Origin of the sequence: Stenotrophomonas sp. CFBP 13718 (assembly GCF_014842145.1) — a bacterium.
In the GTDB taxonomy this organism is placed as follows: Bacteria; Pseudomonadota; Gammaproteobacteria; order Xanthomonadales; family Xanthomonadaceae; genus Stenotrophomonas.
In genome coordinates, this window is sequence record NZ_JACYVC010000004.1 from 294,027 (window position 1) to 312,410 (window position 18,384).

Consider the following 18,384-nt stretch of genomic DNA (forward strand, 5'->3'; position numbering starts at 1 on the left):
CGGATTACGTGTTAGGGGCCGGGCGGTGGGGCTGGGCGGGGGACGGCAAAAGCCGCTCCTGCGTGCCTCGTTTCGCGCCATCCATGGCGCTCAACGCCCCCGACCAGCCCCACCGCCCGGCCCCCTGACAGGTTCCGTGGCCGCCAGCCGCGTGATGAAGAAAAAGGAAAAGCGGTAGCGCCGACCCATGGTCGGCGGGCGCAGCGGGCCGTTGGCGGAAACATTCCGCCGAGCACGGCTCGGCGCTACCCATGTCGGTATGCCCGACGGCTCCTTGTCCACCATGGACGTGTCGATCCTGCTGTTGCACCGGACGACCAGCCAGATGTTGAAGCGGTAGCGCCGACCCATGGTCGGCGGGCGCAGCGGGCCGTTGGCGGGAACATTCCGCCGAGCACGGCTCGGCGCTACCCATGTCGGTATGCCCGACGGCTCCTTGTCCACCATGGACGTGTCGATCCTGCTGTTGCACCGGACGACCAGCCAGATGTTGAAGCGGTAGCGCCGACCCATGGTCGGCGGGCGCAGCGGGCCCTTGCCGGCAACATTCCGCCGAGCACGGCTCGGCGCTACCCATGTCGGTATGCCCGACGGCTCCTTGTCCACCATGGACGTGTCGATCCTGCTGTTGCACCGGACGACCAGCCAGATGTTGAAGCGGTAGCGCCGACCCATGGTCGGCGAGCGCAGCGGGCCGTTGGCGGGAACATTCCGCCGAGCACGGCTCGGCGCTACCCATGTCGGCATGCCCGACGGCTCCTTGGCCAGCATGGACCTGCCGATCCTACCGTTGCACCAGACAGTAGAACGGCGCCCGCAGGCGCCGTTCGACCAGCCGGATGTTGAAGCGAAGCGTCAGAACTTCGCGTCGAACTCGGCGGCATAGCCGGTGTTGACCAGCACCTTCTGCAGCGCCTCGGCTACCTTCAGGTTGCCGGCGACCACCTGGTGGTTTTCCGGGCCGCGGTTGTCCATGCGGCCCAGGGGGGCGCCCTTGTAATCGCAGACCTTGCCGCCCGCCTCGCGCACCAGCAGCACACCCGCCGCGATGTCCCACGACTTCACGCCGGCTTCGAAGTAGGCATCGGCGCGACCACAGGCCACGTAGGCCAGGTCGAGTGCCGCCGAGCCGGTACGGCGCATGTCTTCGGCCTGGACCAGCAGCGTATCGACCGTCTTCAGCTGGGCGCTGGCGCGGGCGCGCTCGCGCGGCGCGAAGCCGGTGTGGATCATCGTGCCTTCCAGGTCCTTGCGGTCCGATACGCGGATGCGGCGATCGTTGAACACCGCGCCGGCGCCACGGCTGGCCGTGAACAGCTCATTGCGCAGCGGGTCGAAGATGACCGCATCGATCGGCTCGCCGTTCTCGACCAGTGCAATGGACACGCAGTAGTGCGGAAAACCGCGCAGGTAGTTGCTGGTTCCGTCCAGCGGATCGATCACCCACATGTAGCGGTTGGCGCCCTGGATGCCGCCCTCTTCGCCGATCACGCCGTACTCGGGGTAGGCGCGCTTGAGTTCCTTGATGATGACCTTTTCCGCATCGCCATCCACCTCGCTCGCATAGTCCATGCGGCCCTTCTGAACGACGTTCAGCGTCTCGAGCTTGTTGATGTTGCGCAGCAATACATTGCCGGCGAGGCGGGCGGCCTTGACCATGACGGTGACGGCGGGTTTCTGCATGGTAATAGCTCCCGGGAGGGCAGAGGGGGGATTGGCGGGGGAAAAGAGCAGGTCCGGCGCAGTGGCCGGCCGCACAGTTTACCATTGCAGGCCGTCCAGCTCGACTACTGCGTTCATGTCCGATCCATCCCTAGCTCCCCGTATCCGTTTTGTCCTGGTGGGCACCCAGCATCCCGGCAACATGGGTGCCGCCGCACGTGCCATGAAGACCATGGGCCTGAGCCGGCTGGTCCTGGTCGCCCCGGAAAAGCCGCTTGATGAAGAAGCCTTCCGCCGCTCGGCCGGGGCCGAGGACGTGCTGGGCGACGCGCCGGTGGTGGCCACCCTGGCAGACGCCGTTGCGGACTGCACCCTGGTGCTGGGCTGCACGGCCCGCGCCCGTCGGGTGCAGCTGGAAGAGCTGCTGCCCACCTTGGCTGCCGAACGGGTGGCTGGCAAGGCGGCCGAAGGCGCCGAGGTGGCGGTGGTGTTCGGCCGGGAGCGCACCGGCCTGACCAACGAAGAACTGCAGCTGTGCCACGTCGCGGTGCACATTCCGTCCGATCCGGCCTTCAGTTCGCTCAATCTGGCTGCCGCGGTGCAGGTGCTGGCCTACGAAGTGCGCATGCGCTTGTTGGGCGATGCCGCCGTGCCGGTGGTCGAGCCCGGCCTGCGCGAGCAGCCGGCCAGCCACGAGCAGATGGAGAGCTTCTTCGGTCAGCTGGGTGAGACGCTGGAAGAGATCGAGTTCCACAAGGGCAGGGCGCCGGAATCGGCGATGCGCAAGCTGCGTCGCCTGTTCCTGCGCAGTGCGCCGAGCGAACAGGAAGTCCGCCTGCTGCGCGGCATTCTGGCCGACGCCCAGCGGATGGCCCGGATTGCCCACGAGGGCGACAAATAGCCTGACGCAGTTCTCACTTTTTCGGGTAGTCTTTCCCCTACACCAAGGGGGTCATCGTGATCGGTTGGCTGGGACGCATGCAGTGGGGACTGCTGGGCCTGGCGTGTCTGCTGTCGGCAGGCACGTGCTTTGCTGCGTCCGCACCCGTACCCACGAACCGCCAGGGCGACAGCCATGTCCTGGTGCTGGGGCGCATCACCGATGACCCGCAGGCGCATTACCCGCAGCTGCAGCCGTTGCTGGACTACGTGGTAGCGCACATGCACGACCTTGGCATCCGCGAGGGCCGCGTGCTGATGGCACGCGATGCCCAGCAGATGGCCAGCTATCTGCGCCGGGGTCGGGTCGACTGGGTCACAGAAACCGCCGGCACTGCCGTCGCGCTCGGGCAGCGTGCCGACGCGCGCCCGCTGCTGCTCACCGAGCGCAGTGGCGTGCGCGATTACCACAGCGTGTTTTTCGTGCGGAAGGAAAGCCCGGTGCGCCAGCTCGCCGATCTGCGCGGGCACACGGTGGCCTTGCAGAACGTGGCCTCCACCAGCGCGTACCTCGTGCCGGCGATGACCCTGCTCGAGCACGGGATGGTGCCGCAGATCCTGCAGTCGCCCGACGATGTACCGACCGCTGACGCGGTGGGGTATGTGTTCGCCCGTACCGAATTGAACATCGCCACCTTCGTGCAGAAGGGCATGGTGGACGGCGGCGTGGTCAGCAGCGTGGACTGGGACGACGAGCGGCGCGTGCCGCCGGCGTTCAAGCACGACCTGCGGGTGATCTTCCGCACCGCGCCGTATCCGCGCGCGGTGGAAGTGGTGCGCGCCGACCTGGACGTGCGCGTGCGCGACCGGCTGCAGCAGGTGCTGCTGGATGCGGCGAACGATCCCGCTGCGCGCGGTGCGCTTGAACGGTTTTTTGGTACATCCGGCTTCCACCGCGTCGATGCGCGGATGCAGCAGCGCCTGGATGATTTGAAACAAGGCTTGGTACGCGTGCGGATGGAAGTGGAATGAGGCGGCTAGGGTCTGGGATGCAGGCGCGCTTCGTGCTCGCGATGGGCGGGGCGATGCTGGTGGTGGTGGCGATCCTCGGTGTGTTGCTGGGGCGGCAGGCGGCGTCGCAGCGGGAGGTAACGCGGCTGAGCGGCACGGTGATCCATGAGCTGTTCGATCGCAGCACGCGCAGCCGTGGCGAGATCATGGCGCGCGAGCTGGCGGATGCGCTGGCCAATCCGATCTACTACAACGACCTGGAGCAGGTCGGCGCGTTGGTGCGCAACATCGCCCGCCAGCGCGCGGTGGGGTATGTGCTGGTGTTCGATGGCAAGGGCCGTCTGCTGCACGACGGCACCGTCGCGGTGCCCGGCTACGGGCGGGCGATGTCCGATCCGCTGGCGGCCGGCGCGATCGCGGCCACCGGGCCGCTGGTGCAGGAGTCGCCGAAAGTGCTGGAAAACAGCATGCCCATCATGATCGGCAACCAGCGCCTTGGGGGCGTGCGCGTCGGCATGGCCTTGCAGGAGATCCAGGCACTTGAGGCGCAGGCCAGCCAGACTCTGGCCGAGCGCCTGCAGCAGGTAGGCACGCGCCACCTCGGCTGGCTGCTGCTGATGCTGGGGCTGCTGCTGGCGATCGGCGTGGCCGTGGTGATGTATGTACAGCGCACGCTGGTCGCCCCGATACGAGGGCTGGCGCTGGCCGCACGGCAGATCGAAGCCGGCGATTACCAGGTGCCACTGCGCGAGAATCATCGCGATGACGAGGTAGGTGAACTGGTGCGCGCTTTTGCCCGCATGCGGGATGCGATTGCGCGGCACGACCGCGAAGTCCGCCACATGGCCTACACCGATGCCCTGACCGGCCTGACCAACCGGCTCGCCTTCCGCGAAGCGCTGGACCATCGCCTGATGGCCGCACGTGCGTCGGGCCAGCGCTTGGCGTTGCTGTTCGCCGACATGGATGATTTCAAGCGGGTCAACGACACGCTGGGTCACGATGCCGGTGACGAGGCCCTGTTGCAGTTCGTGCAGCGTATCGGCGATGCCGTGTCAGAGGCGGGGGGCGACGATGCGCTGCTTGCCCGCTTCGGCGGCGACGAATTCGTGATCCTGCTCGGCGAGGGCGACGTGGCGGCACGTGCGCGCGAGCTGGCCGACCGTCTGGTGCACGAGCTGGGCAAGCCGCTCCGGGTGCACGGCAAGGAACTGTTTCTGGGCGCCTCCATCGGCGTCACCTTGTTCCCCGATGATGCAGCCGATGCCACCGCGCTGCTGAAGAACGGGGACGTGGCGATGTACCAGGCCAAGATGGCGGGAAAGAACTGCCACCGGTACTACAGCCGGGCGATGGACCATGCAGTGGAGCGTCGCGTGCACATGGAGCAGGAGCTGCGTGGTGCATGGGAGCGCGGTGAACTGCGGCTGGCCTACCAACCGATCTTCCGCACGCGGGATCGCCGCATGGTCGGCGTGGAAGTGCTGCTGCGCTGGCAGCACCCGACGATGGGCACGATTCCGCCTTCGGTGTTCATCGAAGTGGCCGAGCAGAGTGGGTTGATTGAAGTCATCGGGCCGAAAGTCCTGCGTGCGGCCTGCATGGAAGCGGCGCAGTGGCCCCGCAACGTGGATGACGAAGGTCTCTTCGTGTCGGTCAACGTGTCGCCGCGGCAGCTGCGCGGGGGCGAGTTGCCGGATCTGGTCGCGCAGTGCCTGCATGAATCCGGTCTGCCCGCCTCGCGCCTGCACCTGGAGCTGACCGAAACCGCGGTCATCGGCGATGAAATGCTCGCCGCACAACTGTTGGACAAGCTGCACCGGACAGGCGTCAAAGTCTGGCTGGACGATTTCGGTACGGGGTTCTCCGGCCTGAGTCATCTTCGCCAAGTGCCGGTGGACGGGGTGAAGATCGACAAGAGCTTCGTGGCCGACATGCAGCGCGACCCGGACGACTTGGCCCTGACTACTGCGATCATCGCCATGGCCCATGCGCTGGGCATCACCGTGGTCGCCGAAGGCATCGAACAGGAAGTGCAGTTCGAGCTGTTGAGCCAGCGCGGCTGCGACCTCGCCCAAGGCTACTGGCTGAGCCACCCGGTCACCGCCACGGCGATCGTGCAGATGATCGAATCCGGCGCCTGAAAAAAGGGGACGGAGGGGATTAAGTCGCATCTGGCCCGCGTGGGCCAGATGCGACTTAATCCCCTCCGTCCCCTTTTTTCTACAGCGGGCGCTTGCTGGGGTCGCCGGGGAGTTCGCGTACCAGCTTGGGCACGAGGTAGCCGGACAGGCGGGCGGTCAGCGCGGCCAGCAGCGCCTTGGCGCGGGCGTCGTCGACTTCGAAGTGCGCTACGCCTTCCACCTTGTCCAGCTGGTGCAGGTAGTAGGGCAGCACGCCGGCGGCGAAGCTGCGTTCGCTCAGCGCGGCGAGGGCTTCGACGCTGTCGTTGACGCCGCGCAGCAGCACGGCCTGGTTGAGCAGCTGGACGCCGGCCGCGCGCAGTCGCGCCATCGCGGTGTCCACGCTGTCGTCGAACTCATTGGCATGGTTTGCATGCACCACGAAGGCCAGCGGCCAGGGAAGGCTGCCGAGCCAGGCGATGAGTTCGTCATCCACGCGCTCGGGCAGCACGATCGGCAGGCGGCTGTGGATGCGCAGGCGGCGGATGTGCGGGATGGCACGCAGGGCGTCGGTCAATTCGACCAGCTTGTGCGTGGCCAGCGACAGCGGGTCACCCCCGGACAGAATGACCTCATCGATGGACGGGTCTTCGGCGATTGCCTGCACCGCATCCTGCCATCCGCCCTTGGCCGCGTTTTCGGTGCCGTAGTCGAAGTGGCGACGGAAGCAGTAGCGGCAGTTGATCGCGCAGCTGCCGGTGGTGACCAGCAGCGCCCGCCCGCGGTACTTCTGGATGACGCCGGTGGCCTTCTTTGCGGCACCGTCGCCCACGGCATCGAAACTGAATCCCTCGACCTGCCGCATTTCCTCGTTGACCGGCAATACCTGGCGCAACAGGGGGTCGTGCGGATCGCCATGGCGCATGCGCCCGGCGAAGCCTTCCGGCACGCGCTGCGCGAACTGCTGCAGGGCGGCCTCGGATACGCCCAGTGCCACCGGATCCAACCCCAGCCGCGACAACAGCTCGGCCGGGTCGCGGATCGCCTGGCGCCAGAGCTGCTGCCAGCGGGCGGAGACGGGGCGGGGAGCGGCAGAGAGCTGCATGGACAGGGGGCCTGCGGTTATCATGGGGATATAAATCAGCGCCCACCGGCCTCCGGTGGGCGTTCCATTCTATCCGGCTCGCCGCACATGCGGCGGTTTCGCCATTTGAGGAGCTTGAGCATGGCCACTGCGGGCATGAACGATGTCAAGAACGGGATGAAGATCCTGGTCAACAATGAACCGGCGGTCATCTCGGAAACCGAGTTCATCAAGCCGGGCAAGGGCCAGGCCTTCACCCGCGTGCGCTACCGCTTCATCAAGTCCGGCCGTACGGTCGAACTGACCATGAAAGCCACCGACAACGTGGAAGTGGCCGACGTCGTCGACACCAACATGGACTTCATGTACAGCGACGGCGAGTACTGGCACTTCATGGATCCGGAATCCTTCGAGCAGGTCCAGGCCGACAAGGCCGGCATGGGCGGCGCGGAGAAGTGGCTGAAGGGCGAAGAGTCCTGCATCGTGACCCTGTGGAACGGTTCGCCGATCTTCGTGCAGCCGCCGAACTTCGTCGAGCTGAAGATCACCGAGACCGATCCCGGCGTGCGCGGCGACACCTCCGGCGGCGGCGGCAAGCCGGCCACGCTGGAAACCGGCGCAGTGGTGCGTGTGCCGCTGTTCGTCAACCAGGAAGAAATCATCAAGGTCGATACGCGTTCGGGCGAATACTCCGCACGCGTAAAGTAAACCGGCCAAGCCGGATTACGGCAGAGACGGCCGCTGGCCGTCTGCTGCTGCTCCACATGGCAGACGGCCGCCGGCAGTCTGCTACCTGCTCTACAGGGTGGACGGCCAACGGCCGCCCCCACGGCAGGCCCGCCGCCCCCAGCCAAGTGAGCCCGCATGACCGATACCCTGCGCACCCCCGAAGCCTGTGACCTGCTGATCGAAGCCGGCTACGTGGTCCCGATCGAGCCGCATGCGGTGGTGCTGGAAGACCACGCGGTGGCCATCCGCAACGGAGAGATCATCGCCGTCCTGCCGCGCGCCGATGCCCGCGAGCGCTTCAGCGCCGCCCAGGTGGTGAGCCGTCCGGACGCTGCATTGATGCCCGGGCTGGTCAATGCCCACACGCACAATCCGATGACGCTCCTGCGCGGGGTGGCCGACGACCTGCCGCTGATGACCTGGCTGCAACAGCACATCTGGCCGGTGGAAGCGGCGGTGATCGGGCCGGAATTCGTGGCCGACGGCACCACGCTGGCCATCGCCGAGATGCTACGCGGCGGCACCACGTGCGCCAACGAGAACTATTTCTTCGGTGACGTGCAGGCGGCTGTCTACAAGAAACATGGTTTCCGCGCGCTGGTCGGCGCAGTGATCATCGATTTCCCCACGGCGTGGGCGAAGTCCGATGACGAGTACTTCGCCAAGGCCGGCGACCTGCATGACCAGTGGCGCAACGATCCGCTGATCGGCACGTCGTTCGCCCCGCACGCGCCGTATACGGTCAACGATGCGAACTTCGAGCGCGTGCGCATGCTGTCCGACCAGCTGGACATGCAGGTGCACCTGCACACGCATGAAACCGCTCAGGAGATCACCGATTCGATCAAGCTGCATGGCCAGCGTCCGCTCGCGCGACTCGATCGCCTGGGCCTGGTCAACGACCGCCTGATCGCCGTGCACATGACCCAGCTGACCGAGGCGGAGATCCACCTGTGCGCCGAACGTGGCGTGAGCGTGGTGCACTGCCCCGAATCCAACCTCAAGCTGGCGTCCGGCTTCTGTCCGGCGTGCGCGCTTGAGCGGGCCGGCGTCAATCTCGCTATCGGCACCGATGGCTGCGCCAGCAACAATGACCTGGACATGTTCAGCGAGAACCGCACCGCGGCGATCCTGGCCAAGGCCGTCGCCAACGATGCCACCGCACTGGACGCGGCGACCACGCTGCGTGCCTCGACACTGGGCGGTGCCCGCGCGCTGGGCTTCGGCGAGCGCATCGGTTCGATCGAAGTCGGCAAGCAGGCCGACCTGGTCTGCGTGGACCTGTCCGCACTGGAAACCCAGCCGCTGCACAACGTGCTGTCCCAGCTGGTGTATGCCACCGGCCGACAGCAGGTGAGCGACGTCTGGATTGCCGGACAGCCCAAGCTGGTGCAGCGCGAGCTGGTCGGCATGGACCTGCCGGGCATCATCGCCAACGCACGCCAGTGGCGCGAGCGCATCCGCCACGTACGTGCCTGAACTGCCCATCCGCGTGCGTCTAGCGCCGCAAGGACTCCCGACATGAATGCCCCCAATCCTTCTTCCAATTTCGACCAGGCCGAGCTGGATAAATTCGCCGCGCTGGCGACCCGCTGGTGGGATGCCGACGGCCCACAGAAACCGCTGCACGCACTCAACCCGGTGCGCCTGCAGTACGTGGCCGAGCGCGCTCCGCTGCGCGGCCTGCGCGTGCTGGATATCGGCTGCGGTGGTGGCCTGTTGAGCGAAGCACTGGCCCAGGCCGGTGCGGAAGTCACCGCGATCGACCTTGCCCCGGAGCTGGTCAAGGTCGCCCGCCTGCATGCGTTGGAAAGTGGAGTGACCATCGACTACCGCGTACAGGCAGCCGAGGACCTGGCGGCCGAGCAGCCGGCAGGTTTCGACGTGGTCACCTGCATGGAAATGCTGGAGCACGTGCCGGATCCCGCCGCCATCATCGAGGCGTGCAAGCAGCTGCTGAAGCCGGGCGGGCAGCTGTTCCTGTCCACGATCAACCGCACCGCGGCAGCGTTCGCGGTGGCGATTGTCGGTGCCGAGTACGTGGCGCGCCTGCTGCCGAAGGGGACGCATCACTACCAGGAATTCATCAAGCCGGCCGAGCTCTCGCGCTGGCTGCGCGAAGCGGACCTGCAGTTGCAGGATGTCAGTGGCATGGCCTACGAGCCGTGGCGCAACCGTGCGCGCCTGAGCAGCCGTACCGACATCAATTACCTCGCCCACGCGGTCAAGCCCGCATGACCGCAGCGCGCTTCCCGCGCGCGGTGCTGTTCGATCTGGACGGCACCCTGCTGGACAGCGCGCCGGATTTCGTGGCCACCACCACGGCGATGCTGGCGGCACGCGGCCGCGCGGCGGTGTCGCTGGAGCAGCTTCGTCCCGTGGTGTCCAAGGGCGCGCGCGCGATGCTGGCCGTTGCGTTCCCCGAGCTGCCCGACACCGCACGCGATGGATTGGTGCCGGAGTTCCTGCAGCGCTATGAAGGCCTGATCGGCCAGCATGCCGCGCTGTTCGACGGAGTGGCGGACATGCTCGATGCGTTGGACGCCGATGGCGCGCGGTGGGGCATCGTCACCAACAAGCCGGAGTACCTGGCGCGGCTGATCCTGCCCCAGCAGCACTGGCAGGACCGGTGTGCGGTGTTGATCGGCGGCGACTCGCTGCCGCAGCGCAAGCCGCACCCCCTGCCGCTGCTCCACGCCGCGCAGCTGATGGGCGTCAGTGCCCCGCACTGCGTCTATGTCGGCGACGACGAGCGCGACATCATCGCGGCACGCGCGGCGGGCATGCGATCGATCGCCGCGCTCTGGGGCTACCGCCTCGCCGAGGACGATCCAGCGACCTGGCAGGCCGACACCAACGTTGAAGATGCGGTTTCCCTGCAACAGGCCTCGCAGTGGCCCACTTTCCCGGCCGTGCCGGGTTCTATTTGAAGGACGTGTAGTGAACAGCAGTGCGTTGGACAGTTTCCTCGACAAATGGCGAGCCCGCTGGCCGGAATGGTCGGTCGCCGAGCCATTCGTGGCGCCAGACCTCCGCGCGCGCACCGTGGCGTGGTTCGCGCTGCTGCAGGAATTCGACGACATGCTCAACACCAGTGGCGACCCGCTGCCGGCCGATGCCAAGCTGGCCTGGTGGGGCGAGGAGCTGCGCAGTTGGGCGTCACAGCGCTCGCGGCATCCGCTGGGGCGTGTGCTGGAGCCGGTGCGTGCGCCGTGGGCGCAGCTGGCTGATGCACTGCCGTCGCTGGTCGATGCGCGTGCCGTTGCGCCGGATGCGCCGGCCGCGGAACGCGCGCTGGGCGACTATGCCAACGCTGTGGCAGGCGTGGAGGCGGTGCTGTTCGAGGATCGATTGCGCAGTGGGGCAGGGCATGCGGTGCTGACGCAGACACTGGCGCAGCGGCTGTTCGATGCCGGTGTTGCCGGTATCCCGCGATCACTGCTGGAGCAGGACGCCACAGGGGCCGCCCAGCGCTGGGCCAGCATGCTGTTGAAGCCGTGGCGTCGCCGCGTTGCCGGCCCGCGGCCGCGTCGGATCTGGGCAGCATTGGCCCGTGCCCGGCTGCAGGCACAGGCCAACGGCAAGCCGATAGAAGCGACCCCGGTGCGCACGTTGTTGCGTGTGTGGTGGGCCGCGCGGGGCTGATGCCAGCGCGTCGACGGTAGCGCCGAGCCAGGGTCGGCGAGCGCAGCGGGCCGTTGCCTGAAAGATTCCACCGAGCGTGGCTCGGCGCTACCGATGCAGCATCCGCGACGCCCGGAATCCGTAGCGCCGCCCCATGGTCGGCGAGCGCAGCGGGCCGTTGCCTGAAAGATTCCGCCGAGCGTGACTCGGCGCAACCGATGCAGAATCCGCGACGCCCGGAATCCGTAGCGCCGACCCATGGTCGGCGAGCGCAGCGGGCCGTTGCCTGAAAGATTCCGCCGAGCGTGACTCGGCGCTACCGATGCAGCATCTGCGACGCCCGGAATCCGTAGCGCCGCCCCATGGTCGGCGAGCGCAGCGGGCCGTTGCCTGAAAGATTCCGCCGAGCGTGACTCGGCGCAACCGATGCAGAATCCGCGACGCCCGGAATCCGTAGCGCCGACCCATGGTCGGCGAGCGCAGCGGGCCGTTGCCTGAAAGATTCCGCCGAGCGTGACTCGGCGCTACCGATGCAGCATCCGCGACGTCTGGAATCCGTAGCGCCGACCCATGGTCGGCGAGCGCAGCGGGCCGTTGGCTGAAAGATTCCGCCGAGCGTGGCTCGGCGCAACCGATGCAGCATCCGCGACGCCCGTAATCCGTAGCGCCGCCCCATGGTCGGCGAGCGCAGCGGGCCGTTGCCTGAAAGATTCCGCCGAGCGTGACTCGGCGCAACCGATGCAGAATCCGCGACGCCCGGAATCCGTAGCGCCGACCCATGGTCGGCGAGCGCAGCGGGCCGTTGGCTGGACGATTCCGCCGAGCGTGGCTCGGCGCAACCGTTATTTCCGTTCGAGCACCAGCAGCGGATCCATGCGGGTGTCGAACCAGTTCATGCCCCAATGCAGGTGCGGGCCGGTCGCTCGCCCGGTCGCGCCGACGGCGGCGATCACCTGACCCTGCTCGACACGGTCCCCCACCTTTACGTCGATGCGCGACAGGTGCAGGAAATTCGAACTGACCCCGAAACCATGGTCCAGCAGCAAGGTGCCGCCGGTGAGATACAGGTCGGGCGCGGCAAAGGTGACCACACCTGCAGCCGGTGCCTTCACCGGGGTGCCGGTGGGCACCGCGATGTCCATGCCGGAGTGGCCCGAACCGGGCTGACCGTTGTACACGCGTGCATTGCCGAAGCGCCCGCTGATGCGCCCCTGCACCGGCCACGTGAACGGCTGCGCGAAGTCGGCGCGGTTGTCATCGCGGGCGCGGGCGGCAGTGACCTGCGCCTGCTCCCGCTTGATGCGCTCGGCAATGGCCGCGGGCGGATTGACCGTCTTCGGCGGGACGCCGTTGACGCGCTCCACCGGCCAGTCGCGGGCCGTGACGGCGATACGCACGGTCTCGCTGCCGCCGTCGGGGCGCTGCACGTCCACCTGCAGCGGTCCCTTCTCGTCACGCCCGATGCCGAACACCACGCTGCCATAACCGCTAACGCGCAGCGTGCGCCCGCCGAAACGCACGGTGCTGCCCGCGGGCACTTTCCCGATCACCATCGCGCCTTGCGATGCACTTGCCGGGAACACCACCCGGTCCTCGGCGGACTGCGCGGCGGCAGGCGAGATCGGAAATGCAAGCACGACCGGCAGGGCGCCGGCCAGGATCGACGCGAGCAACGTCCCGCGCATCAGCGGCTGAACGCCAGACGCTGGCCGTTGGCCGCACCGACAATCTGGCTACCGTCCCAGGCCAGCTGGCCGTTGATCCAGGTGGACGCGATGCGCGACTGGAACGTGGTGCCTTCGAAGGGCGACCAGCCGCACTTGGACAGCACGTCCTCGCGCTTCACGGTAAACGGCTTGTCTTCCACCAGCACCAGGTCGGCGAAATAGCCTTCGCGCAGGAACCCGCGCTCGGCCACGTCGAACAGCTGCGCCGGCGCATGCGCGAACTTCTGCACCACGCGCGTGATGTCGAGCTTGCCTTCGTGCACCAGTTCCAGCGCGGCCGTCAGGGCGTACTGCACCAGGGGCAGGCCGGACGGTGCCTGCGGGTAGGGCTTCTGCTTTTCTTCCCAGGTATGCGGGGCATGGTCGGTGGCCAGCACATCGATGATGTCCTCCACCAGAGCGCGGGTCAGTGCCTCGCGGTCGGCCACGTCCTTGATGGCCGGGTTGCACTTGATCAGGTTGCCCAGCCGCGCGTAATCGGTGCGGTCGAAGCGCAGGAAATGGATGCAGGTTTCCGCGGTGATCTGCTTGCGACTGCCATCGGCACGGATCATCGGTCCGCGCTCGAACAGCATCAATTCGTCGGCCGTGGAGATATGCAGCACGTGCAGGCGCGTGCCGTGTTTCTTCGCCAGCGCCACCGCCAGCTGCGATGACTTCAGGCAGGCTTCGCGCGAACGGATGTCCGGGTGCTGTTCAGCGCTCAGCGTATCGCCGTACTGCGCCTGGAACTGCTTGGCCAGCGCGTCGATCATCGGCGTGTCTTCGCAATGGGTGATGATCGGCGTCGGCGCATCGCGGAAGATCGCATCCAGTGTGTCCGGGTTGTCCACCAGCATGTTGCCGGTCGATGCGCCCATGAAGACCTTGATGCCCGGCGCGGTCTTCGGATCCAGCCGCTGGATGTGCTCCAGGTTGTCGTTGCTTGCACCCATGTAGAAGCCGTAATTGGCGCGCGCGCGGCCCGCGGCGGCATCGTACTTGGCCTGCAGTGCATCGGCGTTCAAGGTGGGCGGATTGGTGTTCGGCATGTCCATGAAGGTGGTCAGTCCACCGGCCACGGCCGCCGCCGATTCGGTCGCGATGTCGCCCTTGTGGGTCAGGCCGGGTTCGCGGAAATGCACCTGGTCATCGATCATCCCGGGCAGCAGCCAGCGGCCAGCGGCGTCGACGACCTGCTCGCCATCGCGGGCGGCCAGGCTGCCGTCAATGCGGGCGATGCGGCCGTTCTCGATGCGCAGATCGGCAGTGAAGACCCGGCCTTCGTTGACCAGGCGGGCATTGGTGATCAGGGTGGACGACATGTCAGTGGTTTCCTTTGCAGCGGCAGGCAGGGTCGTCGGTGCGCTCGGGCACCGGATCGAATCCGCCGGGATGGAAGGGATGGCAGCGGCCGATGCGGCGCACGGCAAGCCAGCTGCCGCGCAGCGGCCCGTGGCCGGCGATGGCCTGCATGGCATATTCGGAACAGCTGGGGAAAAAGCGGCAACGCGGCCCGAGCAACGGGCTGATGAAGCGCTTGTAGAAGCGCAGCACGGCGATGAGCAGGTGGGAGATCACCCGTTCATAGTAAAACGTGGTCCGTCCTTTGGGGTGAATCGCGGCGGCATGGCAGTCGGCGCCCTCGGGGCCCCCACAAGGACGATGTCGCCCATTCAGTAGAGGCGACGCAGCGGGCATGGTTGGCAGCGGCGCGTATTTGTCGCAGGATGGGCCGTTGGCTGCCGCGCGCGTCCTGCGCCGCAGCCATGCCGGTGGCATGATCCGCCGGCCACGTTCCGTGCCGCGCGGGTGGTGAAGCGGGTCAGGGACAGCATGGGGTCCTGCAGTGGGAGGGCCGTGTGTGCGTCCTGTCACGCGGTTGCTGCTGTCGGCCGGGTAGGCTATAAAGGCCCGCTTTCCCGGGCCCCGGGGAATCCAAGGAAGAGCGTTTCGTGGCTGCTAAAAAAACTGCAAAGAAGGCCGTCAAGGCCGCCAAGAAAACCGCCAGCCCTGTTGCGAAGAAAACGGCGGCCAAGTCTGTAGCGAAGAAGCCGGCCAAGCCGGTAGTGAAGACAGCGAGCAAGCAGGGAACAGCCAGGACGGCGGCAAAAAAGGCCCCGGCAGCGAAGGCGCCGGCAAAGAAGGCGGTGGCCAAGGCAGCACCCGTCAAGGCGGCACCCGCCAAGGCAGTCAAGACGGCCAGCACGCCGGCGAAGGCGGCCAAGGTGGCCTCCAAGCCTGCGAAGTCCACCGGCAGAACGACGGCCGGCAAGGGCGTCGTCAGCACGTCGGCGGCAAAGAAGACCGCGGCCAGTAAGGCCCCGGCAAAGAAGGTTTCCAAGGTCGCCACGGCGACCAAGGCCGCCAAGCCGGTTACCGGCAAGGCGTCCGTCAACAAGCCGTCGGCCCGTCCGGCGGTGAAGAAGTCCGCGCCGGCCTCGCCGGTGGTGGGCAAGGCCGCGAGCAAGCCGGCAGGCAAGCCAGCGGCGGCGCCCGCAGTGAAGTCCGTACCGAAGCCGGCCCCGCCGGCTCCGGCCAAGTCTGTCCCGGCCAGTAACGCGGTCGCTGCGGTACCTGCAAAGGCTGCCAACGCAACTGCCAAGAAGGCCCCGCAAATCAAGAATCCCGTGCCCGTTTCGAAATCGCCCGCGAAAACTCCAGTGAAATCCGATGCCGCCCCGAAGACCGCAACCCGCCCGGTGGGCAAGGTTGCCGTGGCAGTGACCGCCCGCTCGACCGCTCCGGCGCCGCGCAGCAAGTACAAGGTGGTCGAGTACAAGACCGACGAAGCCACCGGCCGTCCGATCCTGCCTACCGGTTACAAGCCGGGTGCGGAAGAGGAATACATGAGCCCGCTGCAGCAGGAGTACTTCCGCAAGCGCCTGCAGGACTGGCGCGCCGACCTGGTGGAAGAATCCAAGCAGACCATCGAGAACCTGCGCGAGGAAGTGCGTGACATCGGCGATGAAGCCGAGCGCGCGACCCGCGAGACCGAGAACTCGCTGGAACTGCGTACCCGAGACCGCTACCGCAAGCTCATCGGCAAGATCGACAGCACGCTCAAGCGCCTGGAAGCCGGTGACTACGGTTACTGCGTGGATACGGGTGAAGAAATCGGCCTGGATCGCCTTGAGGCGCGCCTGACCGCTGAGCGCACCATCGACGCCCAGGAGCGTTGGGAACACATGCAGAAGCAGCAGGGCGACTAAGCCCTGGCTGCGCAAGTGGAATCAAAAAGCCCGGCGCACGCCGGGCTTTTTCGTGGGCGGCAGGATTTTCCGCCGAGCACGGCTCGGCGCTACCAGGCGAGGGTCATGCGCGGTATCAGGCCAAGGTAGCGCCGACCCATGGTCGGCGAGCGCAGCGGGCCGTCGGCGCAGGCCGTTACCGCGCGTGCAGTATCAGGCGAGGGTAGCGCCGACCCACGGTCGGCGAGCGCAGCGGGCCTTCGGCGGACCGTGTCACCGCAGCTGCAGCTGCAGCTCGCCGGACTGCGGCAGCTGCACGGTCACCGGTTCGCTTTCCAGGTCACCCTCGGCGTGCGACGCCGTCCCTGTGCGCGACAGGCGGGCAAGTACCTCCACGCGTGCGTGGGCAGACAGCGGCTGGGTCGGCATCGGGCTGTCGGCGTCGCTGAGCGTGACGCTGGACGGCAAGGCGTCGAGGGGATAACGGCGCACCGCCACCGGCATCGGCGGGCCCCCCGGGGCACGCGCCAGCACGAACAGGGCCGTGCCCTGCGGCCACTGCGCGGGATCGAAGCCAGCGGGCAGCGCAATGCGCACGCTCAGCAGCGGATCGGCGTTTCGCTGTGCCGGGCCCGGGCCCGGCGCGGGTGCCTCGGCGCCGGCCGCGGCGCGTGCGATCGCCAGCTGCTGTTCCAGCGCCGTGGCCGCACCGGGCTGCAGCCGCGGCAACAAGGCCGACCACACCTCGACCGCTTCTGCATCGCGCCCGCGTTGGCGCAGCGCGATACCCAGCAGCCAGGCGGCGCGCTCGGCGTCGGGTTGCACCGTCAGTGCATGCTGCAGCCACTGCAGTGCCGTGTCATCGAACCGCTTCGCGGCGTCGGCCTGCGCGCGAGCCTGTGCCGCTTCGACCAGCAGACCGGCATCATCCGGGGCCAAGGCGGCCGCACGGGCGAACGCATCGGCCGCCGCCGCATTCTGGCCAAGCTCGCTGCGTGAGCGGCCCAGCAGTGCCCAGCCGTCGGCGCGCTGTGGCTCGCGCTGCAGCGATGCCTCCAACGCTTCCACGCCTTGTCGAAGATCGGCCATGGACGGTGCGGCGGGCTGCTGCGCCGCGCGTGGATCGCCGACCAGCAGGTACAGGCTGGCGCTGACGATACCCAGACTGAGGCACGCCGCCATGAAGCCGGTGCGCCCGCGCTGTCGCAGCGGCCACAGCACGCAGGCGGCCAGCGCAATGCCGGCCAGCCCTGACAGCAGGGCGAGCCAGAGCGTCACCAGCCGTCTCCGCCTGCGTCATCCACCACCACGGCGTTGCCGCGACGGCGCACCAGCCTCCACAACAACACGGCGCCGCCGAGCAGGAACAGCAGCGGCCCGCCCCACAGCAACCAGGTGCCCGGTTGCAGGGTGGGTTGATAGAGCACGAACTCGCCGTAGCGCTGCACCAGGAACTGCTTCACTTCGGCATCGTCATGGCCCTGGTGGATGAGCTCCAGCACTTCGCGGCGAAGATCCTGGGCGATCTGCGCGTTGGAATCGGCCAGCGACTGGTTCTGGCACTGCACGCAGCGCAGTTGCGCGGCCAAGGCATGGAAGCGCGCCTCTTCGGCGGCATCGGCGAACTGCAGCGGGCGCGCATCGTGCACCGGCTGCTGCGCACGCGTGGCGGTGCAGAACAGCGAGGCCACCAGCAGCACGGCCATCAGCAGGCCGTTGGCGAGCAGGCCCAGGCCGCGGCGGTCAGGGCGTGGCGCGCAGCGCATTGCCGGCATCGGCCTGGGCCTTTTCGATCTGTTCCAGCGCCGGGATCAGCTTCTGGTCGACGACGGCCTGGGTCATCGCGCCACTGTATTTCCAGCGCACCACGCCACTGCCGTCCACCAGGAAGGTCTCCGGTGCGGCGGTGATGCCCCAGTCGATCGCGGTGCGGCCTTCGATATCGCTCAGCACCACCATGAACGGGTTGCCCAGCTGCTCCAGCCAATGCAGTGCATCGGTGGGCTCGTCCTTCCAGTTGTAGCCGATCACGCGCACGCGCTTGCTTTCGGCAAAGCGGGTCAGCACCGGATGTTCTTCGCGGCAGGCCGCACACCAGCTCCCCCATACGTTCAACAGGTACGGTGCGCCGCGCAGTTCTTCGCTGCGCACCATGATGTCCGGGTCATGCAGCACCGGCAGGCTGAACGCCGGTGCCTGCTTGCCGATCAGCGGCGAGGGCAGCACATCACGTTGTGGATCGTCGCTCTTCATCACCCCGTACACCATCAGCCCGAGCAGGCCGAAGAAGAACAGCACGCCGATCACGATGGCTACCGGCGGCAGCGGGCGGGAGGGGCGGGGGGCAGGGGATTCGGACATGGACAACGCAACTC

At 67.5% G+C, this 18,384-nt stretch carries 19 protein-coding genes; 9 read left to right on the forward strand and 10 right to left on the reverse strand.

Annotated features, from left to right (window positions below; all coding sequences use genetic code 11):
- Window positions 1–90 precede the first annotated feature (90 nt).
- The gene (locus IFT58_RS09355) at window positions 91–771 is read right to left on the reverse strand and encodes a hypothetical protein (protein WP_192094544.1); all 681 of its coding nucleotides are present in this window, start codon (window positions 769–771) and stop codon (window positions 91–93) included.
- A gap of 84 nt (window positions 772–855) precedes the next feature.
- Window positions 856–1,683, reverse strand: a complete 828-nt coding sequence (locus tag IFT58_RS09360; protein WP_192081405.1) for an inositol monophosphatase family protein — start codon at window positions 1,681–1,683, stop codon at window positions 856–858.
- 115 nt (window positions 1,684–1,798) lie between these two features.
- Between IFT58_RS09360 and IFT58_RS09365 the strand changes: the two genes are divergently transcribed.
- The 3 genes from IFT58_RS09365 to IFT58_RS09375 all read left to right on the forward strand — a co-directional run bounded on the left by IFT58_RS09365 (window position 1,799) and on the right by IFT58_RS09375 (window position 5,696).
- Complete coding sequence (locus IFT58_RS09365) at window positions 1,799–2,563, forward strand: RNA methyltransferase (RefSeq protein WP_192081404.1); 765 nt, start codon at window positions 1,799–1,801, stop codon at window positions 2,561–2,563.
- Window positions 2,564–2,640: 77 nt separating this feature from the next.
- Complete coding sequence (locus tag IFT58_RS09370) at window positions 2,641–3,573, forward strand: phosphate/phosphite/phosphonate ABC transporter substrate-binding protein (RefSeq protein WP_192081583.1); 933 nt, start codon at window positions 2,641–2,643, stop codon at window positions 3,571–3,573.
- Window positions 3,570–5,696, forward strand: coding sequence for a GGDEF domain-containing phosphodiesterase (locus tag IFT58_RS09375; RefSeq protein ID WP_192094545.1), 2,127 nt, complete (start codon window positions 3,570–3,572; stop codon window positions 5,694–5,696). The genes IFT58_RS09370 and IFT58_RS09375 overlap by 4 nt, the downstream gene beginning before the upstream one ends.
- A 79-nt stretch (window positions 5,697–5,775) precedes the next feature.
- Here IFT58_RS09375 and epmB read toward each other — a convergent pair whose 3' ends face one another.
- On the reverse strand, window positions 5,776–6,780 hold the full coding sequence (gene epmB / locus IFT58_RS09380; RefSeq protein ID WP_192081403.1) for an EF-P beta-lysylation protein EpmB: 1,005 nt from the start codon (window positions 6,778–6,780) through the stop codon (window positions 5,776–5,778).
- Between the two features lie 120 nt (window positions 6,781–6,900).
- Here epmB and efp point away from each other — a divergent pair, with 120 nt between their 5' ends.
- From efp to IFT58_RS09405, 5 genes are all read left to right on the forward strand, one after another.
- The gene (efp, locus tag IFT58_RS09385; protein WP_188326812.1) at window positions 6,901–7,467 is read left to right on the forward strand and encodes an elongation factor P; all 567 of its coding nucleotides are present in this window, start codon (window positions 6,901–6,903) and stop codon (window positions 7,465–7,467) included.
- 156 nt (window positions 7,468–7,623) lie between these two features.
- On the forward strand, window positions 7,624–8,967 hold the full coding sequence (locus tag IFT58_RS09390; RefSeq protein ID WP_192094546.1) for a TRZ/ATZ family hydrolase: 1,344 nt from the start codon (window positions 7,624–7,626) through the stop codon (window positions 8,965–8,967).
- Window positions 8,968–9,009: 42 nt separating this feature from the next.
- Window positions 9,010–9,726, forward strand: coding sequence for a bifunctional 2-polyprenyl-6-hydroxyphenol methylase/3-demethylubiquinol 3-O-methyltransferase UbiG (ubiG, locus tag IFT58_RS09395; RefSeq protein ID WP_192094547.1), 717 nt, complete (start codon window positions 9,010–9,012; stop codon window positions 9,724–9,726).
- On the forward strand, window positions 9,723–10,418 hold the full coding sequence (locus IFT58_RS09400; protein WP_192094548.1) for a phosphoglycolate phosphatase: 696 nt from the start codon (window positions 9,723–9,725) through the stop codon (window positions 10,416–10,418). Before ubiG ends, IFT58_RS09400 begins: the two co-directional genes overlap by 4 nt.
- A gap of 10 nt (window positions 10,419–10,428) precedes the next feature.
- Window positions 10,429–11,133 (forward strand): squalene/phytoene synthase family protein, encoded by a 705-nt coding sequence (locus IFT58_RS09405; protein WP_192094549.1) that lies wholly within the window; start codon window positions 10,429–10,431, stop codon window positions 11,131–11,133.
- 821 nt (window positions 11,134–11,954) lie between these two features.
- On the opposite strand, the gene IFT58_RS09410 is transcribed toward IFT58_RS09405, so the two are convergent.
- From IFT58_RS09410 to IFT58_RS18800, 4 genes are all read right to left on the reverse strand, one after another.
- Window positions 11,955–12,797, reverse strand: coding sequence for a M23 family metallopeptidase (locus tag IFT58_RS09410; RefSeq protein WP_192094550.1), 843 nt, complete (start codon window positions 12,795–12,797; stop codon window positions 11,955–11,957).
- Window positions 12,797–14,143, reverse strand: coding sequence for a dihydroorotase (locus IFT58_RS09415; RefSeq protein ID WP_188326818.1), 1,347 nt, complete (start codon window positions 14,141–14,143; stop codon window positions 12,797–12,799). The genes IFT58_RS09410 and IFT58_RS09415 overlap by 1 nt, the downstream gene beginning before the upstream one ends.
- A 1-nt stretch (window position 14,144) precedes the next feature.
- A complete protein-coding gene (yidD, locus tag IFT58_RS18795; protein WP_223203044.1) occupies window positions 14,145–14,399 on the reverse strand; it encodes a membrane protein insertion efficiency factor YidD in 255 nt (84 codons plus the stop codon).
- Window positions 14,400–14,643: 244 nt separating this feature from the next.
- Window positions 14,644–15,528 (reverse strand): hypothetical protein, encoded by an 885-nt coding sequence (locus tag IFT58_RS18800; protein ID WP_249405658.1) that lies wholly within the window; start codon window positions 15,526–15,528, stop codon window positions 14,644–14,646.
- Between the two features lie 139 nt (window positions 15,529–15,667).
- On the opposite strand from IFT58_RS18800, the gene dksA reads away from it, so the two are divergent.
- Window positions 15,668–16,030 carry an RNA polymerase-binding protein DksA gene (gene dksA / locus IFT58_RS18805; RefSeq protein ID WP_245625236.1) on the forward strand — a complete coding sequence of 121 codons (363 nt, stop codon included), beginning with the start codon at window positions 15,668–15,670 and terminating at the stop codon, window positions 16,028–16,030.
- 252 nt (window positions 16,031–16,282) lie between these two features.
- Here dksA and IFT58_RS09430 read toward each other — a convergent pair whose 3' ends face one another.
- The 3 genes from IFT58_RS09430 to IFT58_RS09440 are packed head-to-tail and all read right to left on the reverse strand — an operon-like array spanning window position 16,283 to window position 18,370.
- A complete protein-coding gene (locus IFT58_RS09430) occupies window positions 16,283–17,287 on the reverse strand; it encodes a cytochrome C biogenesis protein (protein WP_342029548.1) in 1,005 nt (334 codons plus the stop codon).
- Window positions 17,284–17,715 (reverse strand): cytochrome c-type biogenesis protein, encoded by a 432-nt coding sequence (locus IFT58_RS09435; RefSeq protein ID WP_249405659.1) that lies wholly within the window; start codon window positions 17,713–17,715, stop codon window positions 17,284–17,286. The genes IFT58_RS09430 and IFT58_RS09435 overlap by 4 nt, the downstream gene beginning before the upstream one ends.
- 37 nt (window positions 17,716–17,752) lie before the next feature.
- A complete protein-coding gene (locus IFT58_RS09440; RefSeq protein WP_192081393.1) occupies window positions 17,753–18,370 on the reverse strand; it encodes a DsbE family thiol:disulfide interchange protein in 618 nt (205 codons plus the stop codon).
- Between the last annotated feature and the right edge of the window lie 14 nt (window positions 18,371–18,384).